At 46.0% G+C, this 16239-nt stretch carries 18 protein-coding genes and 1 other RNA gene; 11 read left to right on the top strand and 8 right to left on the bottom strand.

Translation table 11 applies throughout. From position 1 onward, the window contains the following. Nucleotides 1–57: 57 nt before the first annotated feature. From rpiA to C1S73_RS13370, 4 genes are all read right to left on the bottom strand, one after another. Nucleotides 58–714 (bottom strand): ribose-5-phosphate isomerase RpiA, encoded by a 657-nt coding sequence (rpiA, locus tag C1S73_RS13355; RefSeq protein ID WP_038870323.1) that lies wholly within the window; start codon nucleotides 712–714, stop codon nucleotides 58–60. 58 nt (nucleotides 715–772) lie between these two features. Then, nucleotides 773–1366 carry a 5-formyltetrahydrofolate cyclo-ligase gene (locus tag C1S73_RS13360; protein ID WP_038870321.1) on the bottom strand — a complete coding sequence of 198 codons (594 nt, stop codon included), beginning with the start codon at nucleotides 1364–1366 and terminating at the stop codon, nucleotides 773–775. Nucleotides 1367–1371: 5 nt separating this feature from the next. Beyond that, a non-coding RNA gene (gene ssrS / locus C1S73_RS13365) (6S RNA) lies at nucleotides 1372–1556 on the bottom strand. A gap of 8 nt (nucleotides 1557–1564) precedes the next feature. Beyond that, complete coding sequence (locus tag C1S73_RS13370) at nucleotides 1565–1873, bottom strand: cell division protein ZapA (RefSeq protein ID WP_038870320.1); 309 nt, start codon at nucleotides 1871–1873, stop codon at nucleotides 1565–1567. 249 nt (nucleotides 1874–2122) lie between these two features. Here C1S73_RS13370 and C1S73_RS13375 point away from each other — a divergent pair, with 249 nt between their 5' ends. From C1S73_RS13375 to C1S73_RS13385, 3 genes are read left to right on the top strand one after another with little or no spacing between them, the layout of a single operon-like run. Next, nucleotides 2123–2701 (top strand): YecA/YgfB family protein, encoded by a 579-nt coding sequence (locus C1S73_RS13375; protein ID WP_038870319.1) that lies wholly within the window; start codon nucleotides 2123–2125, stop codon nucleotides 2699–2701. A 39-nt stretch (nucleotides 2702–2740) separates the two neighbouring features. Then, nucleotides 2741–3919 (top strand): 2-octaprenyl-6-methoxyphenyl hydroxylase, encoded by a 1179-nt coding sequence (ubiH, locus tag C1S73_RS13380; protein ID WP_038870317.1) that lies wholly within the window; start codon nucleotides 2741–2743, stop codon nucleotides 3917–3919. 27 nt (nucleotides 3920–3946) lie between these two features. Then, entirely contained in the window at nucleotides 3947–5155 is a 1209-nt protein-coding gene (locus C1S73_RS13385) for an FAD-dependent 2-octaprenylphenol hydroxylase (protein WP_038870315.1), read from the top strand. 76 nt (nucleotides 5156–5231) lie between these two features. On the opposite strand, the gene C1S73_RS13390 is transcribed toward C1S73_RS13385, so the two are convergent. The 3 genes from C1S73_RS13390 to ygfZ all read right to left on the bottom strand — a co-directional run bounded on the left by C1S73_RS13390 (nucleotide 5232) and on the right by ygfZ (nucleotide 7534). Then, entirely contained in the window at nucleotides 5232–5438 is a 207-nt protein-coding gene (locus C1S73_RS13390) for a DUF1107 domain-containing protein (RefSeq protein ID WP_005449772.1), read from the bottom strand. Between the two features lie 661 nt (nucleotides 5439–6099). Beyond that, entirely contained in the window at nucleotides 6100–6573 is a 474-nt protein-coding gene (locus tag C1S73_RS13395; protein WP_038870314.1) for an aminoacyl-tRNA deacylase, read from the bottom strand. Then, complete coding sequence (gene ygfZ / locus C1S73_RS13400) at nucleotides 6566–7534, bottom strand: tRNA-modifying protein YgfZ (RefSeq protein WP_038870313.1); 969 nt, start codon at nucleotides 7532–7534, stop codon at nucleotides 6566–6568. Before ygfZ ends, C1S73_RS13395 begins: the two co-directional genes overlap by 8 nt. A 236-nt stretch (nucleotides 7535–7770) precedes the next feature. Here ygfZ and C1S73_RS13405 point away from each other — a divergent pair, with 236 nt between their 5' ends. Together C1S73_RS13405 and C1S73_RS28260 are read left to right on the top strand one after the other, a co-directional pair. After that, complete coding sequence (locus tag C1S73_RS13405) at nucleotides 7771–8031, top strand: FAD assembly factor SdhE (protein WP_038870312.1); 261 nt, start codon at nucleotides 7771–7773, stop codon at nucleotides 8029–8031. A 154-nt stretch (nucleotides 8032–8185) separates the two neighbouring features. Next, the gene (locus tag C1S73_RS28260; RefSeq protein ID WP_038870311.1) at nucleotides 8186–8419 is read left to right on the top strand and encodes a hypothetical protein; all 234 of its coding nucleotides are present in this window, start codon (nucleotides 8186–8188) and stop codon (nucleotides 8417–8419) included. A 35-nt stretch (nucleotides 8420–8454) separates the two neighbouring features. Here the strand turns inward: C1S73_RS28260 and nadB are convergent, their stop codons facing one another. After that, nucleotides 8455–10062 (bottom strand): L-aspartate oxidase, encoded by a 1608-nt coding sequence (gene nadB, locus C1S73_RS13415; RefSeq protein WP_038870310.1) that lies wholly within the window; start codon nucleotides 10060–10062, stop codon nucleotides 8455–8457. A 555-nt stretch (nucleotides 10063–10617) separates the two neighbouring features. Between nadB and rpoE the strand changes: the two genes are divergently transcribed. From rpoE to lepB, 6 genes are all read left to right on the top strand, one after another. Next, nucleotides 10618–11196, top strand: coding sequence for an RNA polymerase sigma factor RpoE (gene rpoE, locus C1S73_RS13425; RefSeq protein ID WP_005436461.1), 579 nt, complete (start codon nucleotides 10618–10620; stop codon nucleotides 11194–11196). 26 nt (nucleotides 11197–11222) lie between these two features. Continuing rightward, nucleotides 11223–11849: a sigma-E factor negative regulatory protein gene (locus C1S73_RS13430; RefSeq protein WP_038870308.1), complete on the top strand. Its 627-nt coding sequence runs from the start codon at nucleotides 11223–11225 to the stop codon at nucleotides 11847–11849. After that, nucleotides 11846–12811, top strand: coding sequence for a sigma-E factor regulatory protein RseB (rseB, locus tag C1S73_RS13435; protein ID WP_038870306.1), 966 nt, complete (start codon nucleotides 11846–11848; stop codon nucleotides 12809–12811). The genes C1S73_RS13430 and rseB overlap by 4 nt, the downstream gene beginning before the upstream one ends. Beyond that, a complete protein-coding gene (locus C1S73_RS13440; protein WP_038870305.1) occupies nucleotides 12808–13278 on the top strand; it encodes a SoxR reducing system RseC family protein in 471 nt (156 codons plus the stop codon). The genes rseB and C1S73_RS13440 overlap by 4 nt, the downstream gene beginning before the upstream one ends. 149 nt (nucleotides 13279–13427) lie before the next feature. Next, nucleotides 13428–15221, top strand: coding sequence for a translation elongation factor 4 (lepA, locus tag C1S73_RS13445; protein WP_038870300.1), 1794 nt, complete (start codon nucleotides 13428–13430; stop codon nucleotides 15219–15221). A 104-nt stretch (nucleotides 15222–15325) separates the two neighbouring features. Next, a complete protein-coding gene (gene lepB / locus C1S73_RS13450) occupies nucleotides 15326–16225 on the top strand; it encodes a signal peptidase I (RefSeq protein ID WP_038870298.1) in 900 nt (299 codons plus the stop codon). Nucleotides 16226–16239: the final 14 nt, after the last annotated feature.

Here is a 16239-nt window from a genome sequence, read left to right on the forward strand (position 1 = left end):
GGCGCCCTAGGGCGCCGTCTGTAATGAAATAACAGAAAATTTAAGTCAACTAGTGACTTATTCTTCTATTTTTGCACCTTCTGGTGTGCCAGTGATAACCACATCTGCACCACGGTGAGCGAATAGACCCACAGTCACAACACCCGCGATGCCGTTGATCTTATCTTCCATCTCTTTCGGGTTAGTGATTTGCATGTTGTGTACGTCTAGGATCACGTTGCCGTTGTCCGTCGTTACGCCTTCACGGTATGCAGGGTCACCACCTAGTTTTACCAATTGACGAGCTACGTAAGAGCGTGCCATTGGGATAACTTCTACAGGAAGTGGGAATTGGCCCAGTACGTCAACTGCTTTTGTGCCGTCAACGATACATACGAATTTGTCTGAAATCGCTGCAACGATTTTTTCACGAGTCAATGCAGCACCGCCGCCTTTGATCATATCGCGTGTTGCATTGATTTCATCTGCACCATCAACGTAGACATCTAGCTTCACTACGTCGTTACACTCGAATACTTCAATACCAAGCTCTTTTAGGCGCTCAGTAGAAGCAATAGAGCTAGACACTGCACCTTTGATATCGTCTTTGATACTGCCTAGGGCATCGATGAAGTGATTCACGGTAGAGCCAGTACCAACACCGACAATGCTGTCTTTCTCAACATATTTAAGTGCTGCCCAACCAGCCGCTTTCTTCATTTCATCTTGAGTCATGCCAATCTCCTGAATAGATGTTCGTTAACGTTTGCGGCGTGATTATAGCGGGTAAGTTCTACTTTTCCCATTGCCAGATCTGGCTTGGAGTCACGATCTTAGGTAATGGGATGTCCCAACTCTCTGTTGGAAGGCGTTCGACATGCTGACAGTCATGAGCAATGCCGATTGGCTTGGCGCCCTCGCCAGTACTAAACCAGCGTGAGAGTGTCCGGTCATAGTAGCCTCCGCCCATACCTAAGCGATGGCCGGTACTGTCAAAACCAACTAATGGTGTGCAGATCAGGTCGAGATCTCGAACGGGCTTTAGGTAGGTGATATCGAGTTTGGGTTCTAAGATTCCATACTTATTAAACACCAACTGGTCATCGTTTACGTAATGAAGAAACAACAATTGGCCTTGCGAGAATGGGTGAATCACCGGTAGGTAAATCGACTTACCTTGTTGCCATAGCCACTCAATTAACGGTTTTGTGTCGAGCTCTCCGTCGGCGGAAAGATAAATGGCGATGTGATCTGAAACTTGGATTTCTGGCAACTGTGAAAACTGTTTAATTAGATCGAGCCCTGCTTGAAACTGAGTATCACTGCACAGGCCGTTACGTTTTTCACGGATGAGTTTACGGAATTCTTGTCGAGATAGGTTTGACATAGAGAGGATACCCCAGGGTGCCGTTGAGGATTGTGGCCCTTGAACCAGCTGGTTCAAGGCGGATCAGCAATGATAACCGTAGGCTTCTCGGTGCATGCCAAGCTTGCTCAATAGCTATCAAGTACTAACCCTTCGGTATTGCTTATCGGCTCAGGGACTTAAATCCAACTGACGAACACCCCAGGGTAAATTTGGTATCTACTGCTGTCCTTGCGTTACATTCTTAAGTGCGTTCTCTAGCGACGCAGTGAGCTTTTCCATTCGCTCCGTAATTTCTTGTTGCTGACCGTTTGATTCGTACGACTTGGTATGCAATTCATGACAAATATTTAATGCAGCAAAAGTCAGTAGCTGAATTTCATTGGTTACCTTAGTACGGTCTGTCATCTCTTTCAATCGACGATCGAGATCTTTAGCCGCTGTAATCAGTGACTCTTCTTGACCCGGTGGACAATTCACTCGTGTCATTTTTCCAAGGATTTCAACGTCGACCGCTTGATTGCTCATGATGAATAAACTCTATATTCGCGCTATCTAAGGTATTGCTTTGTACAACTACCGAGGAGGAAACTATAGGAAAACCGCTATTAAGATTCAAGCATTTCCCACCCTAGATAGAAAAATGGTGAAGTGATCACACAGGAATTGGACAAATTGAGTAAATGCTGTCCAAATTTGAATTTGATAGCCGTTTCAGCCGAGTAGGCTTGATGGTAGGATAGAACGATACATTATTACGCAAGAATGAGCCCAGTTATGAGTGAAATCACCCTTCCAGAATATCAATCTATTGCTGTTGAACTTAAATCCGCAAGCATTGCAGTGACGCCTGCTGAGTTACACGGGTTACTTGTCGGCATGCTAAGTGGTGGATTGGCGATTAACGATCAAACCTGGCAACCAATTTTGTTTGATTACACCAATGATGGCATGGGGTGGCCAACTACTGCACTGGCTTTTGCACAAAGCATTTTTAAAGTGACGGTAAATGAGTTGACAGGCACCTCGATGGAATTGTCTCTGTTGTTGCCTGATGAGCCAGGTGAAGAAGGCTTGTTCGCATTGGCTGATGGCCTATCTGATTTCGTTAACCATTTTATCTCAGGTTTGGGATTAGCTGGTATCGCCATGAATAAAGCGTCTGACGATGTGAAAGAGGCGTTAGCAGATCTTGAAGAGATCGCTAAGTTAGGCATTGATGAAGATGACGACCTAGGTGAGCAAGCTCAATTGCTAGAGCAAGTAATCGAACACGTCAAAGCATGCGTATTAACTATTCATGCCGAGTTTGGCGCTCGTCCTGAAAGCAACGATAGTAAACCGACGATTCATTGATCGTCGGTACCATTAATTGAATAGTTTCTAGAGGTTAGCATGAGGCAATATGACGTTGTAATTGCTGGTGGAGCCATGGCGGGAGCCACACTTGCTTTAGCGATAGATCGCTTATCGAAAGGACAACTTCGTGTTGCCGTTGTTGAGCCGTTTAAAGCGCAATCTAATGAGCACCCTGGTTTTGACTCTCGTTCCATTGCCTTATCCTACGGGACCGTCAACACCTTACGCCATTTGCAGTTGTGGGCGGCGGTTGAGCCTTTTGCAACTCCAATAGAGCACATTCATGTGTCCGATCGTTCTCATGCGGGGATGACTGAGATTACCAAGCACGAAGTTGGTGTTGAAGCACTTGGTTACGTAGTGGAACTCGCCGATGTTGGTCGCGTCTATCAAGAGCTCTTAGATAAGAGTGAGGCGATCAGTCTGTTTTGCCCGGATTCGGTCGTGAACATCGAGCGTGAGCAAAACAAAGCACACATTGAGCTGACGAGCGGTGAGAAGCTGGAAGCTAAGTTGCTCGTTGCTGCCGATGGCGCAGTATCGCAATGCTGTCAGCAAATCGGTTTAGAGTTGTCTGAGCATGATTTTGACCAAGTGGCAGTGATTGCGAATATCGTGACGCAAGAGCCTCATCAAGGTCGCGCTTTTGAACGCTTTACCGAGAATGGCCCAGTCGCACTGCTGCCGATGAGTGACAACCGCATGTCGTTGGTGTGGTGCCTGCGTCCTGAAGAAGCGCAGACCGTGGTGAACTTATCTGACGCGGAGTTCCTTGAGCGTTTGCAGAACGATTTTGGTTGGCGTTTAGGTGCGATGCAGAAAGTCGGACAACGCGCGAGCTATCCGCTTCTTCTGCGTCATCGTAAGCAGAACATTTCGCACCGCTTTGCTATTGTCGGCAATGCTGCACAAACGCTTCACCCGATTGCTGGGCAAGGCTTCAACCTTGGTATTCGTGATGTGGCATCGTTAGCGGAAGAGGTTGTTAAGCAAACTGAAGACGCTGGTCGTTACCAAGGCTTAATGCGATTTAGCCAGCGTCGTGAAGATGATCGCAGCGAAACAATTTGGCTAACCAGTTCTCTCGTGCATATTTTTTCAAATGATTTACCGGCGATGCGAATTGGGCGTAACCTCGCTCTCGCAACGATGGATAACCTTTCTACTTTTAAGCAGCCGCTGCTACGCCACACGCTTGGTCTAGTGAAACGATAAACGGCAACGAATTAGGTAACAAAAGCAATGATGCAAAGTGTAGATATCGCCATCATCGGTGGTGGAATGGTAGGTTTAGCATTGGCGGCCGCTTTTAAGGACAGTGACCTGCGAGTAGCCGTTATCGAAGGCGCAGTGCCAAACGACACCCTAAATGAACTGCCAGATGTACGCGTATCGGCGTTGAGCCGTTCAAGTGAAACTATCCTTCGCAACCTTGGTGCTTGGCAAGGTATCGAGCAGCGTCGTGCTTCACCGTACCATGCGATGGAAGTGTGGGAGCAAGACAGTTTCGCTAACATCGCATTTGATGCACAAAGCATGGCTCAACCAGACCTTGGCCATATTGTTGAAAATCGCGTAATTCAATTGGCGTTGCTAGAGCAAGTTCAAAAGCTGGATAACGTGACGCTGTTTATGCCTGCACGTTGTGCAACGTTAGCGGTTGGTGAGCAAGAAAGCTGGCTCACGCTCGACAACGGTCAAGCCATGACTGCGAAGTTAGTGGTTGGCGCCGATGGTGCAAACTCTTGGCTGCGCAACCAAATGGATATTCCATTGACGCATTGGGATTACGGTCATAGTGCACTTGTCGCGAACGTGAAAACCGCTGATCCACACAACAGCGTTGCGCGTCAGATCTTTACACCGCAAGGTCCATTGGCTTTCCTTCCGATGTCTGAACCGCACATGTGTTCGATTGTTTGGTCTACCGAACCAAATCGTGCCGAGCAACTGCTGGCGATGAATGAGCAAGAGTTCAATAAGGCATTAACTAGCGAATTTGATGTGCGTTTAGGTTTGTGTGAAGTAGTTGGTGAACGTGCGGCGTTCCCGCTTAAGATGCGTTATGCGCGTGACTTTGTGGTTGAACGCGTGGCGTTAGTTGGCGATGCAGCACACACCATTCATCCACTAGCAGGGCAGGGTGTGAACCTTGGTTTATTGGATGCTGCGAGCTTAGCGCAAGAAGTGTTGGCGCTTTGGAAGCAAGGGCAGGACATTGGCACCAAACGTAACCTACGTGGTTATGAACGTTGGCGTAAAGCGGAAGCTGCGAAGATGATTGCTGCGATGCAAGGCTTCCGTGACCTGTTCTCTGGTGAGAATCCTGCTAAAAAGCTGGTACGTGGAATTGGTTTGAGTTTAGCTAGCCAGCTACCAGGAGCAAAAGACGAGATAATGAAACGCGCATTGGGTTTGAAAGGCAATTTGCCGGAACTTGCGCGTCAATAACGAGCTTATTGCTCGACGAATAGAAGACACAAAAAAGGCTGGTTAATCCAGCCTTTCCTTTACATCGATGTTGTCGCTAAGCGTATGCGCATCTGAGCTTCATAATCTCTTGGTTAATTTCTTTAACCGCTTGAAAGTGGCGTTTTTCCGCTTTCTCTGGCAGCATTAATTTTCCATTATCAAACTCAAATTTACCGACTCCGTAAATATAAATTCTTCCTTTAAAAAGACGACTTATGTGTTTAGCAATCATACCTGGTGTATAGCGCTTAAACAGTCTCATATTTACTTTTCCTTATCTCTTACCTAGCTCAGTTATCTTACGTTTTTGGCGTAAAAATTATTGTGACAGCAATGGTATTAAGTACAGATGAGTTGTATCGCTTTAGAGATTTGTGCTGCCATAGACAAATTGACAGGGTCATATCTCAAATAGCGTGAGGATTACCTCAAAAAAACACTAGCGAAGGAACCGTTCCTTATCTCCTTCTGTTGTTACGTAGTGCATTAAGCAACTGTTTTGTTACAGAATTAAGAATAGAAGGAAAATAATTGTTTGCTAAATGTTTTTACTCAATTGATTGCATTTTTATCGTTTCGCCGGATTAAGGGCTTAATACATGGCTTTCATCGAGTTAGAGGGAAGAGGCGCAGAAAAGTTCCGTATAAAAAAAAGCCCGCTTCGGCGGGCGAATAGTCACAGATGCATTACACAAAAGTGGACGACTGACCGTGTGGCAGAGGCCAATTCAGTCAGCAGTTTCACTTTATGTTGATTAAGTCGTTGTTGAAAACTTAACCAACAAATTCAGCATATACGAGTTTATTGTGCGTGACTATTTATGTTTTAAAAATGATTAAAAATTCCACTTTGTATGTTGGGAGATATGAGTGAGATCACGTAGGTGTGAGAAAGCCTGCATGTTATTACATTTTTACGAAGGTTAACGGCAGATATCGGCCAAGGTTGGTTGGCACAATTGCAGTAAATCATCGATAGATAATGCTAATCCAGCCATACGATCACCACTGCTGATAGTGATTTCTTTTTCTTCAAGCAAACTTGGGTCAAATACGATCGGCATGTAGCGTTTTAAGAGTAGTGGTGTGACAGTACCAATCTTGTATCCGGTAATCGCTTCTACGTCGGCTTGATCAACACACGTCATGCGACGGCACTGCAGTAATGCGCGCACCTTCTTTGGATCAACGCTACGATCACCTGGTGCACAAGCAAGCGCATATTGGTTTCCCATATCACGCAAAAGAATCGCTTTGACCATTTGAGAAGGGCGAATGCCGCGTTGTTGCGCGGCATCCTCAATGGTTGTTGCTGGCCTTTGATGAGGAAGAAGGCGGTACTCGATGTTTTGGTCCGCCAAAAACTGCATCAAAGGGGTATGAATGGTATTACTCATCGTCAAGGCTGTACGGCAGTGCTGCGATTTCCCATTCACATTCTGGTTGGTCAACCAAGCGCAGACGAGTGTCATCATCTAGGTTGTTTGGCAATACAATGAGACCCATCGCTTGGTTGTCGCTGAATTGATAATGCGTGAGCAAGGCGCCTACTGAACGCCAGTTTTCACCGACACTACGTTCCAATTCGATCGCACCTTCACCTAAGGTTTCAACGGTTACACCTTTAACAATGTACATTGCACGTTTGTTGGTGCCGCGATATTTCGCGCGCGCTACAGTTTCTTGACCCGTGTAGCAGCCTTTCGTAAAGCTTATACCACCAAGCGCTTGTACGTTTAGTGCTTGTGGAATGTGTTCGTTTTGCGCGTCTGCTGCCAAGTATGGCAGTGCTGCCTCAATATCGAAACGGGTCCAAAGCTCGTGGGTTGTCAGTGTTGCTTGGCTATCTTCCACTAATGATTGTGCTGCTTCTGCTGTAAGCGCAAGCAACCAGCGATTCAGAGCGACTTTGACCGCAGTGCCGCCTTCAATCGCACGCACGTCGCCAGAATCAGCATTTAGCGTTGAGATGAATGCATCTGCATTCTCACCAGCAACACCCAGTACCACGTCGCTTGACTCTTCGATGGTCACTTTCGAGAACACTGCGTACTTTTTAATTTCTTTCAGTTCTACTTCAATTGCTGATTTCGGCTGAACCATTGAGTAGCCATCGTTATGGTGGAATAGGCGGAAGACACTCCACACTTTACCTTTCGCGTCACAATGTGCTCCCAACATTGATTGGTCTTTCTCAAGAGAAACCACATCGCAGGTAACTTGACCGTGTAGGTATGACTTTTTGTCGTCCCCGACCATGGTGATCATGCCCAGGTTATCCAATAGCGAGATAGACAGCTCCGGTAGCGCGTCTTGTGTCGATAGGTTCAGTGGTGAAAAGCGAGTTTGCCATTCCATGAGTACGATGCCTTTTGAAGATATTTTTCAGCTATGTTAATTGCAGATTCGACATTTGTCAGCACTCAATATATCCACTCAATTTTAAGGTGTTTGGCTCAACTGAACGTTTGTTTATTAAATGCGATCAGGATTTGCAGTGACTTGGCTACATATTGTGACCCGCACACTAGTGGCGTAGAACATCCCTTGTTACACTCCGCACTAAGAACAAGACATCTATGAAGGAATACTGAATGTACACTGCGGAAGAAAAGGCGCGTATTAAATGGGCTTGTCGTCGTGGCATGCTTGAGCTTGACGTGGTGATTATGCCGTTTTTTGAAGAGTGCTTCGATGCACTAGGTGAGCAAGAGCAACGTGATTTTGTTTCGTTGTTAGAATGTGATGATCCAGATTTGTTTACTTGGGTCATGGGGCATGGTCGCAGCGAAAACCTTGGTCACGCTTCGATGGTTGATAAAATTGTCGCACACAACCTCAGCAAGGTTCGTTAACCTTACTGTTTCTAAATCTCTAAACGCCCAAGCGCTGCATTACTTGATTCTTTTCGGTTTAGCTTGGGCGGTTATCTTCTCTGATATTCCACTCGTCTTATCTAGTTATCTGTTACTACTGATCTATCGTTGCCATACCCAAGGTGGATTCGTCATGCCGTCAACTGTCGGGAATTGGTTTTTTCATCGTGATGGAACGGTTCGAAATGACGCTCAAACTTCACTGTTATCAGGAGTCGATCTTTCCGCTTCTGTTTTCAAGGTGACGTTCAAGTTGGTATCTGGGGATAAGGTGACCGTTTGGCGAGACAGTTGTGATGATGTGTCGTATCGTCAATTGAATATGATATTGCGTCAATGGAAAATGGGAGCCGAAGCTCCCATTTGATATCGTGTCTGACTCTTTCTTACTTGGCGTCAGATTTACTTGTTTGGTGTTAGGATCGTTGGTCCGCTATTCTCTCGTTGGTTTGGATAATCCAAGGTGTAGTGTAGACCGCGGCTTTCTTTACGCTGCATCGCACAACGTACCATCAGTTCAGCTACTTGAAGTAGGTTACGCAGTTCTAGCAAGTTGTTTGAAACACGGAAGTGGCTGTAGTACTCATGCGTTTCTTGCTGAAGCATTTGAATACGGCGTAGTGCGCGTTCTAAACGTTTGTCCGTGCGAACAATGCCCATGTAATCCCACATAAACAAGCGAAGCTCATGCCAGTTATGCTGGATGATAACCTCTTCATCACTGTTGGTGACTTGGCTTTCATCCCAACAAGGTACTCGGGGTGCTAATTCGACCTTCGTGTGGTGCTTTAGGATATCTTTGGCGGCTGCCCATGCGTAGACCACACACTCAAGTAGTGAGTTTGAAGCCATGCGGTTTGCACCGTGTAGACCGGTGTAGCTGACTTCGCCAATGGCATATAGATTCTTCAAGTCCGTATTGCCGTTTTGATCGACCATCACGCCACCACACGTGTAGTGTGCGGCTGGAACAATTGGGATCGGCTCTTTGGTCATATCGATGCCAAGATCCATCAAACGAGAGTAGATGGTTGGGAAGTGCTTGGTAATGAATTCCGCAGGTTTGTGGCTGATGTCTAAATACATGCAGTCTGCACCTAGGCGCTTCATTTCAAAGTCGATGGCACGTGCGACGACATCACGCGGCGCAAGTTCTTTACGCTCATCAAAATCCGGCATAAAGCGTGAGCCATCAGGGCGTCGCAGATAGGCACCTTCACCACGCAAGGCTTCTGTGAGTAGGAAGTTACGTGCTTCTGGGTGGAACAGGCAAGTAGGGTGGAATTGGTTGAATTCCATATTTGCGACACGGCAGCCTGCGCGCCAAGCAATCGCGATACCGTCACCAGAGGAAACGTCAGGGTTTGACGTATATTGGTAAACTTTGGAAGCGCCACCAGTCGCAAGAACAACAAATTTAGCGCGAACGGTTTCTACCTGTTCTTCATTTCGGTTCCAAATATAAGCGCCAATGATCTTGTTTTTGTCGCCGCCGACTTTATCTTCAGTGATTAAATCCAGAGCATTGTGACGTTCAAGAACATGAATGTTTGGGTGGCTGTGGGCGTTGTCTTGCAGTGAGGTTTGCATCGCCATACCTGTTGCATCCGCAGCATGCAAAATTCGGCGTCGACTGTGACCACCTTCGCGAGTTAAGTGGTAACGAGGTTCTTCATCAGAGTCATCGTCCTCACGGTCAAACGGTACACCACCATCAATCAACCATTGCACGCATTCTTTTGAATTCTCAGCGATAAACTTAACCGTTTCTTCATCGCAAATGCCATCACCAGCAATTTGTGTGTCTTCAACGTGAGACTCGATGGTGTCAGATTCATCGAAGACCGCAGCGATACCACCTTGCGCGTAAAACGTCGCGCCTTCGCTGCGTGGGCCTTTACTCAACACCATCACTTTACAGTGGTTTGCTACGCGCAAAGCTAACGACAAGCCTGCGGCGCCACTCCCTACCACTAACACATCACATTCATGTTCACGATTCGTGTTCATATTACTTTTACAATCCCAAGCTAAGGTAACAAGGCTACCTTGTGTATATTTTGCACACCATGTGCATCCATTAACGCGACATCCGTCGCTAAGGGCTAAGTTGGGAGGTATCTAAATCACCGCAACTCTGGTGACTTGTGCCACTCTTATTTTTGCATGTCGATGACATGCGAATGCTTCCTGAGTTTTATTTTAAACGCGTTGTTCAGATAGCCATTAGCCGTGCCAACAAAAAGTAATAGTTTGTCAATGCCATTGCTTTTCTAGGCTCTACCCAGCACAATCTGGGACAGAGATCATCCATTATACCCATTTCCCCATCACTATGCTCGCTTGTCAAAACGAGACGTAATTCAGACGTGGCGAGGGATTTGGCTAGTGACATCACACTGTGAAAAAACAATGACAAAAAATTTGAGAAACCATGGAACTTTCTCATTCACGTCGGAGTCACAATAGTGCTCAAGTAAGCAGTGGTGTCAATACTACGTTTTGCATAATTAGTACCCATATCTGAGAAGAGTAGGGGCATAACAAATAGGAGTATCCGCTCGAATGAACGAGCAGCTGACCGATCAAGTATTGATTGAGCGAGTTCAGAATGGAGATAAGCAAGCATTCAACCTGCTGGTAACGAAGTATCAGAACAAGGTATGTAATCTTATTTCCAGATACGTAAGTAATCCTGGCGATGTTCCAGATGTAGCACAAGAAGCGTTTATCAAGGCTTACCGAGCTATCCCTAGCTTTCGCGGGGAGAGTGCGTTTTACACTTGGCTGTATCGCATTGCAGTGAATACTGCGAAGAATCATATCGTTGCTCAGGGTCGTAGACCGCCTGCGACGGACGTTGATGCTGAAGATGCTGAATTTTACGAAACAGGTAATGCATTGAAAGAAATTTCGAACCCTGAGAACTTAACGTTGTCCAAAGAATTGCAACGGGTAGTGTTCAGCGCAATCGAAGCCTTACCTGAAGATTTAAAAACGGCAATGACTCTGCGTGAGCTTGATGGCTTAAGCTATGAGGAAATTGCTGAAGTAATGGATTGCCCGGTGGGAACGGTACGATCACGTATCTTCCGTGCTCGTGAGGCGGTGGAAAAGAAAATCAAACCTCTTTTACAGCGCTAGTACAAGTGATAACTATGGTGAAAACAATGGCTGACAAAGAAAAACTTTCAGCTCTCATGGATGGAGAATTGGTCGATAAGGCTTTAATTCAAGAATTAGAGCAAGACCAAGAAAGCCGTGACGCTTGGCAGAACTATCATCTTATTGGTGATGTGATGCGAGGCGAAGCGCCAGCAAAGCCTGAGTGGAATATTGCTGAAAGCGTGGCGTTAGCGTTAGAAGACGAGCCTGTGCATCGTGCTATCGATTCACGCAGTGCTAACGTTATTTCAATTAATGACGCGCCAAAAGAGTCGCAACCAGAGCCACAAAAAGCCAAGCGCCAGTTGCCTGCATGGCTAACTCAGTTTGGTCAGGTTGCCGTTGCTGCGTGTGTGTCACTTGCCGTGATTTTAGGTGTGCAACAATACGGTGGTAGCGACCCAATGTCGCCACAAGCCGATCAACTTCCTGTGCTTCAAACAGTGCCATTTGCTGGCAGTGCAGAACCAGTAAGTTTGACTCGTGAGTCCGTTGAGCGCTCGGTTGGCGAAGCAAATATGCAAGAGCAACGTAAACGTGTTCATGCTATGCTTCGTGACTACGAATTGCAGTTAAGAATTAACAGTGATGCGTCTCAGCAAGATGCAAATCTGACTCCGGATATTGAATGAAAAAATTTCTGATCAGCGCTTGCGCTCTGTTCAGTCTGATGTCTACTCAAGCCTTTGCTGGTGATAAACCAGCGGAGGCTTTATTGCATCAAATGAGCGAGGCGAGCAAAAATTTAAGCTACGAACTCTCTTATATCCTCATCAAAAAGAACAGCATTGAACCTTTGCTGTACCGTCATGCGACTCACGATAAAGATCAGTACGCACATCTTGTGTATTTGAGTGGTCCAGTTCGTGAAGTAATTCGTCGTGGTACTGAAGTGAGCTACATCGAAACCGGCGCAGAGCCGTTTACGATTGAATCTGGCAAGATGGTCGCACCAATCATGCCGATGCTGAACACCAATATCGATGAATTGAACCTCTATTACGATTACGTCAAAGTCGGTCGTGCTCGTGAAGCTGGCGTTCCGACTCAGGTGTTACGTATTGTGCCTAAAGACGGCTTGCGTTATTCGTACGTACTTTGGATTGATGAGAAAAGTAAGTTACCACTGCGTGCTGATCTGGTTGACCGAGATGGAGAAATGCTAGAGCAATACCGTACGATTTCATACTCGGTGAATCCAAAAATTGGCGAGTTGATGAGTGGTTTGGCGGATGTGCAGTTGCCAGCAGTATTGACGATGCCTAAAGGTGATATCGGTACGAGTGATTGGAACGTAGGTTGGATTCCTGAAGGTTTCCACCCAAATGAGCTAAATCGCTACCGAATGGCAGTGACCGACCAAATGGTTGAAAGCCAACTTTACTCGGATGGTTTATTCAGTTTCTCTGTTTATGTCGCCAGCAAAGATGAGCATTCGCTGAAAGGTCAGCTGGTTCGTCAAGGCCGCCGTACTTTGCATAGCTTTGTAAGTGGTAATCATGAAATCTCTGTTGTGGGTGATATTCCACCGGCAACTGCTCAGCGTATTGCACAATCTGTTACGTTTGATGCAGCAAAGAGTAAAGCGCAATGATGACCGCATTAGCAACCGTGACGGGTGTTCATCGTCACGGTCAGCAATACGATATCGATTTAAGCTGCGAGCAACAGACCAGTTGCAGCAGCTGTTCTTCGCAAAAAAGCTGTGGCACTGGCGTGGTTACTAAAGCAATTGGTAACAAAACATTAGCATGGCATCTGCGTACAAAAACATCTGTCAAAGTTGGTCAGGTGGTAGAAATCGGCTTTCCTGAGTCGAGCCTGATCAAATCCGCAATGGCGGTTTACCTTCTTCCTCTGTTTGGTCTGATTTTTGGTGCCGTGATTGGCAACTTCCTTCTTGAGCCTTTAACCGCAGGCGGCGAGGGCATTACCATCTTAGCTTCGGTTTTGTTTGCTGCTGGTGGTATGTGGCTCGCTAAACGTGTGTCACGGCCTTTAGAAGATGAATCAAAACGCCAAGTCACTCTCATTCGAGTTCTCGGTGAGCCTATCCAGTAAGTACGTACCTCGAGGTTACTAAGGTATATACTTTAAATAAGGTGCGCCCGTTAACGAAATTGGGTAGAATCTGCCAACTTGATTGAAATGCCGTCAGCTGATGGCTTTCTTACTGTCCTTATTTGTAAAGAGTTAGTCACCCTAAATCTATGAAGCACATTCGTAACTTTTCGATTATCGCCCACATCGACCATGGTAAGTCGACCCTATCAGACCGTCTAATCCAAGTTTGTGGAGGATTAAGCGATCGTGAAATGGCCGCACAGGTTCTGGATTCTATGGATCTTGAACGTGAGCGTGGCATCACTATCAAAGCGCAGAGTGTGACTCTTGATTACACCGCAAAAGATGGCGAGACATACCAACTTAACTTTATCGACACTCCTGGACACGTAGACTTCTCGTACGAAGTTTCACGTTCCCTGGCCGCTTGTGAAGGGGCGTTGTTGGTGGTTGACGCAGGTCAAGGTGTAGAGGCTCAAACGCTTGCCAACTGTTACACCGCGATCGAAATGGATTTGGAAGTTGTGCCAATCCTAAACAAAATCGACCTCCCAGCAGCAGAACCAGAGCGTGTAGCTGAAGAGATTGAGGAGATTGTTGGTATCGACGCGATGGAAGCGACGCGTTGTAGTGCGAAGACAGGTCTAGGCGTGGATGACGTTCTAGAAAATATTGTCTCTGCGATACCTTCTCCAGAAGGTGATCCTGAAGCGCCACTTCAAGCATTGATCATCGATTCATGGTTCGATAATTATCTTGGCGTTGTTTCTTTGGTTCGTATTAAAAACGGCTCGCTGAAGAAAAATGACAAAATCAAAGTAATGAGCACAGGCCAAGTTTGGGGTGTTGACCGTCTAGGTATCTTCACACCAAAACAAGTTGATACGACAGAGTTAAATACTGGCGAAGTAGGCTGGGTTGTTTGTGGTATCAAAGACATCCTTGGTGCTCCAGTGGGTGATACACTGACAACCGCAAAAAATGGTTGTGAGAAAGCACTTCCTGGCTTCAAAAAAGTGAAGCCTCAGGTATACGCGGGTCTATTCCCAGTATCATCTGATGACTACGAAAACTTCCGTGACGCACTTGGTAAACTGAGCCTGAATGATGCGTCGTTGTTCTACGAGCCAGAAAGCTCGGCAGCACTTGGTTTTGGTTTCCGTTGTGGCTTCCTTGGTATGCTGCACATGGAAATTATCCAAGAACGTCTTGAGCGTGAATACGACCTTGACCTTATTACAACCGCACCAACGGTAGTTTATGAAGTTGAGCAAACAAGTGGCGAAATCCTGTATGTGGACAGCCCTGCAAAGCTACCAGCTGTAAACGACATCGAATTTATCCGTGAGCCTATTGCGCGTTGTAATATTCTTGTGCCATCGGATTACCTAGGTAACGTAATCACACTTTGTGTTGAGAAGCGTGGTATGCAGGTTGATATGGTTTACCACGGTAACCAAGTTGCGGTGACGTACGATATCCCTATGGCAGAAGTTGTACTCGATTTCTTTGACCGCTTGAAGTCAACATCTCGTGGTTATGCATCATTGGATTACAACTTCCAGCGTTTTGAAGAATCAAACATGGTTCGTGTAGACGTTCTGTTGAACGGCGATAAAGTGGATGCTTTAGCTATCATCACGCACAAAGATCAAGCGCAAAGCCGCGGTCGTTTGTTAGTTGAGAAGATGAAAGAATTCATTCCTCGTCAGATGTTTGATATCGCGATCCAAGCGGCAATCGGTAACCACATCATTGCTCGTTCTACTGTGAAACAGCTACGTAAGAACGTAATCGCGAAATGTTACGGTGGTGACGTGAGCCGTAAGAAGAAACTTCTGAAGAAACAGAAAGAAGGTAAGAAACGTATGAAGCAGATCGGTAACGTAGAGCTGCCTCAAGAAGCGTTCCTAGCGATTCTTCACGTTGGTAAAGACTAGAGTTGAACTATCTCTTACTCTTGTCTGTCATAAGACGTTAGATAGTAAAATAAGTGAAAGGGTTTCGGCTCTTTCACTTTCGTATTTTTAGATAAGGGAATTTAATGGCGAATACATTCTCACTGATTCTAGTTATCGTGACTTTGGTAACTGGCGTAGTTTGGCTACTGGAAAAGCTGGTGTTTGCGAAAAAACGTCAAGCGAAAGTAGAAGAGATTCAAGCACAGACAGCTAATGGCCTAGACGCGGTAACACTACAGAAAGTAGAACGTCAGCCATGGTGGATTGAGAATAGCGTGTCTATTTTCCCTGTAATTGCATTCGTTCTTGTATTGCGTTCTTTTATCTATGAACCGTTCCAAATTCCTTCAGGCTCAATGATGCCCACCCTACTAGTGGGCGACTTTATTCTGGTGGAGAAATACGCTTACGGATTGAAAGATCCTGTTTGGCGTCATCAGCTAGTGGAAACTGGCAAACCAGAGCGTGGTGATATTGTGGTATTCAAATACCCACCTCAACCAAATATTGACTACATTAAACGTGTTGTTGGCTTACCTGGCGATACGATTCGTTACTCAAGTGACAAGCAAGTGTGTATTCAATCGCAAGGTGATTCGGTTTGTAAGCCAGTTAAATTGAGCAATGTTGAAGAAAGTCCGTTCATCCAAAACGGTATTCCTCTGATTCAGATGAATGAAAAACTGGGTGAAGTGGAACACCAAATCTTGGTTAACCCATTAGCTCGTGACCGTGTGCAGAACTACCAGCCACGTCCAGGAGTTAACGAATGGGTTGTACCGCAAGGTCAGTACTTTGTTATGGGTGATAACCGTGATAACAGTGCTGATAGCCGTTACTGGGGTTTTGTTCCAGAAGCAAACTTAGTGGGTAAAGCTGTCGCGATTTGGATTAGCTTCGAGTTTGATCGTGGCGCAGACAGCGTTCTACCTTCATGGATTCCAACTGGTGTGCGTTTTAACCGCGTCGGTGGTATTCACTAACCATTACATATCGA

The sequence above is a fragment of the Vibrio jasicida 090810c genome, assembly GCF_002887615.1.
In the GTDB taxonomy this organism is placed as follows: domain Bacteria; phylum Pseudomonadota; class Gammaproteobacteria; order Enterobacterales; family Vibrionaceae; genus Vibrio; species Vibrio jasicida.

Bases quoted from the DNA above. Each gene is read 5' to 3' on its own strand.
- C1S73_RS13430 (WP_038870308.1), top strand. From the start codon at position 11,223: ATGGCTGACAAAGAAAAACTTTCAGCTCTCATGGATGGAGAATTGGTC.
- C1S73_RS13405 (WP_038870312.1), top strand. From the start codon at position 7,771: ATGTACACTGCGGAAGAAAAGGCGCGTATTAAATGGGCTTGTCGTCGT.
- lepA (WP_038870300.1), top strand. From the start codon at position 13,428: ATGAAGCACATTCGTAACTTTTCGATTATCGCCCACATCGACCATGGT.
- C1S73_RS13360 (WP_038870321.1), bottom strand. From the start codon at position 1,366: ATGTCAAACCTATCTCGACAAGAATTCCGTAAACTCATCCGTGAAAAA.
- C1S73_RS13440 (WP_038870305.1), top strand. From the start codon at position 12,808: ATGATGACCGCATTAGCAACCGTGACGGGTGTTCATCGTCACGGTCAG.
- ubiH (WP_038870317.1), top strand. From the start codon at position 2,741: ATGAGGCAATATGACGTTGTAATTGCTGGTGGAGCCATGGCGGGAGCC.
- C1S73_RS13385 (WP_038870315.1), top strand. From the start codon at position 3,947: ATGATGCAAAGTGTAGATATCGCCATCATCGGTGGTGGAATGGTAGGT.
- C1S73_RS13370 (WP_038870320.1), bottom strand. From the start codon at position 1,873: ATGAGCAATCAAGCGGTCGACGTTGAAATCCTTGGAAAAATGACACGA.
- ygfZ (WP_038870313.1), bottom strand. From the start codon at position 7,534: ATGGAATGGCAAACTCGCTTTTCACCACTGAACCTATCGACACAAGAC.
- rpoE (WP_005436461.1), top strand. From the start codon at position 10,618: ATGAACGAGCAGCTGACCGATCAAGTATTGATTGAGCGAGTTCAGAAT.
- C1S73_RS13395 (WP_038870314.1), bottom strand. From the start codon at position 6,573: ATGAGTAATACCATTCATACCCCTTTGATGCAGTTTTTGGCGGACCAA.
- rseB (WP_038870306.1), top strand. From the start codon at position 11,846: ATGAAAAAATTTCTGATCAGCGCTTGCGCTCTGTTCAGTCTGATGTCT.
- C1S73_RS13375 (WP_038870319.1), top strand. From the start codon at position 2,123: ATGAGTGAAATCACCCTTCCAGAATATCAATCTATTGCTGTTGAACTT.
- nadB (WP_038870310.1), bottom strand. From the start codon at position 10,062: ATGAACACGAATCGTGAACATGAATGTGATGTGTTAGTGGTAGGGAGT.
- rpiA (WP_038870323.1), bottom strand. From the start codon at position 714: ATGACTCAAGATGAAATGAAGAAAGCGGCTGGTTGGGCAGCACTTAAA.
- lepB (WP_038870298.1), top strand. From the start codon at position 15,326: ATGGCGAATACATTCTCACTGATTCTAGTTATCGTGACTTTGGTAACT.
- C1S73_RS28260 (WP_038870311.1), top strand. From the start codon at position 8,186: ATGCCGTCAACTGTCGGGAATTGGTTTTTTCATCGTGATGGAACGGTT.
- C1S73_RS13390 (WP_005449772.1), bottom strand. From the start codon at position 5,438: ATGAGACTGTTTAAGCGCTATACACCAGGTATGATTGCTAAACACATA.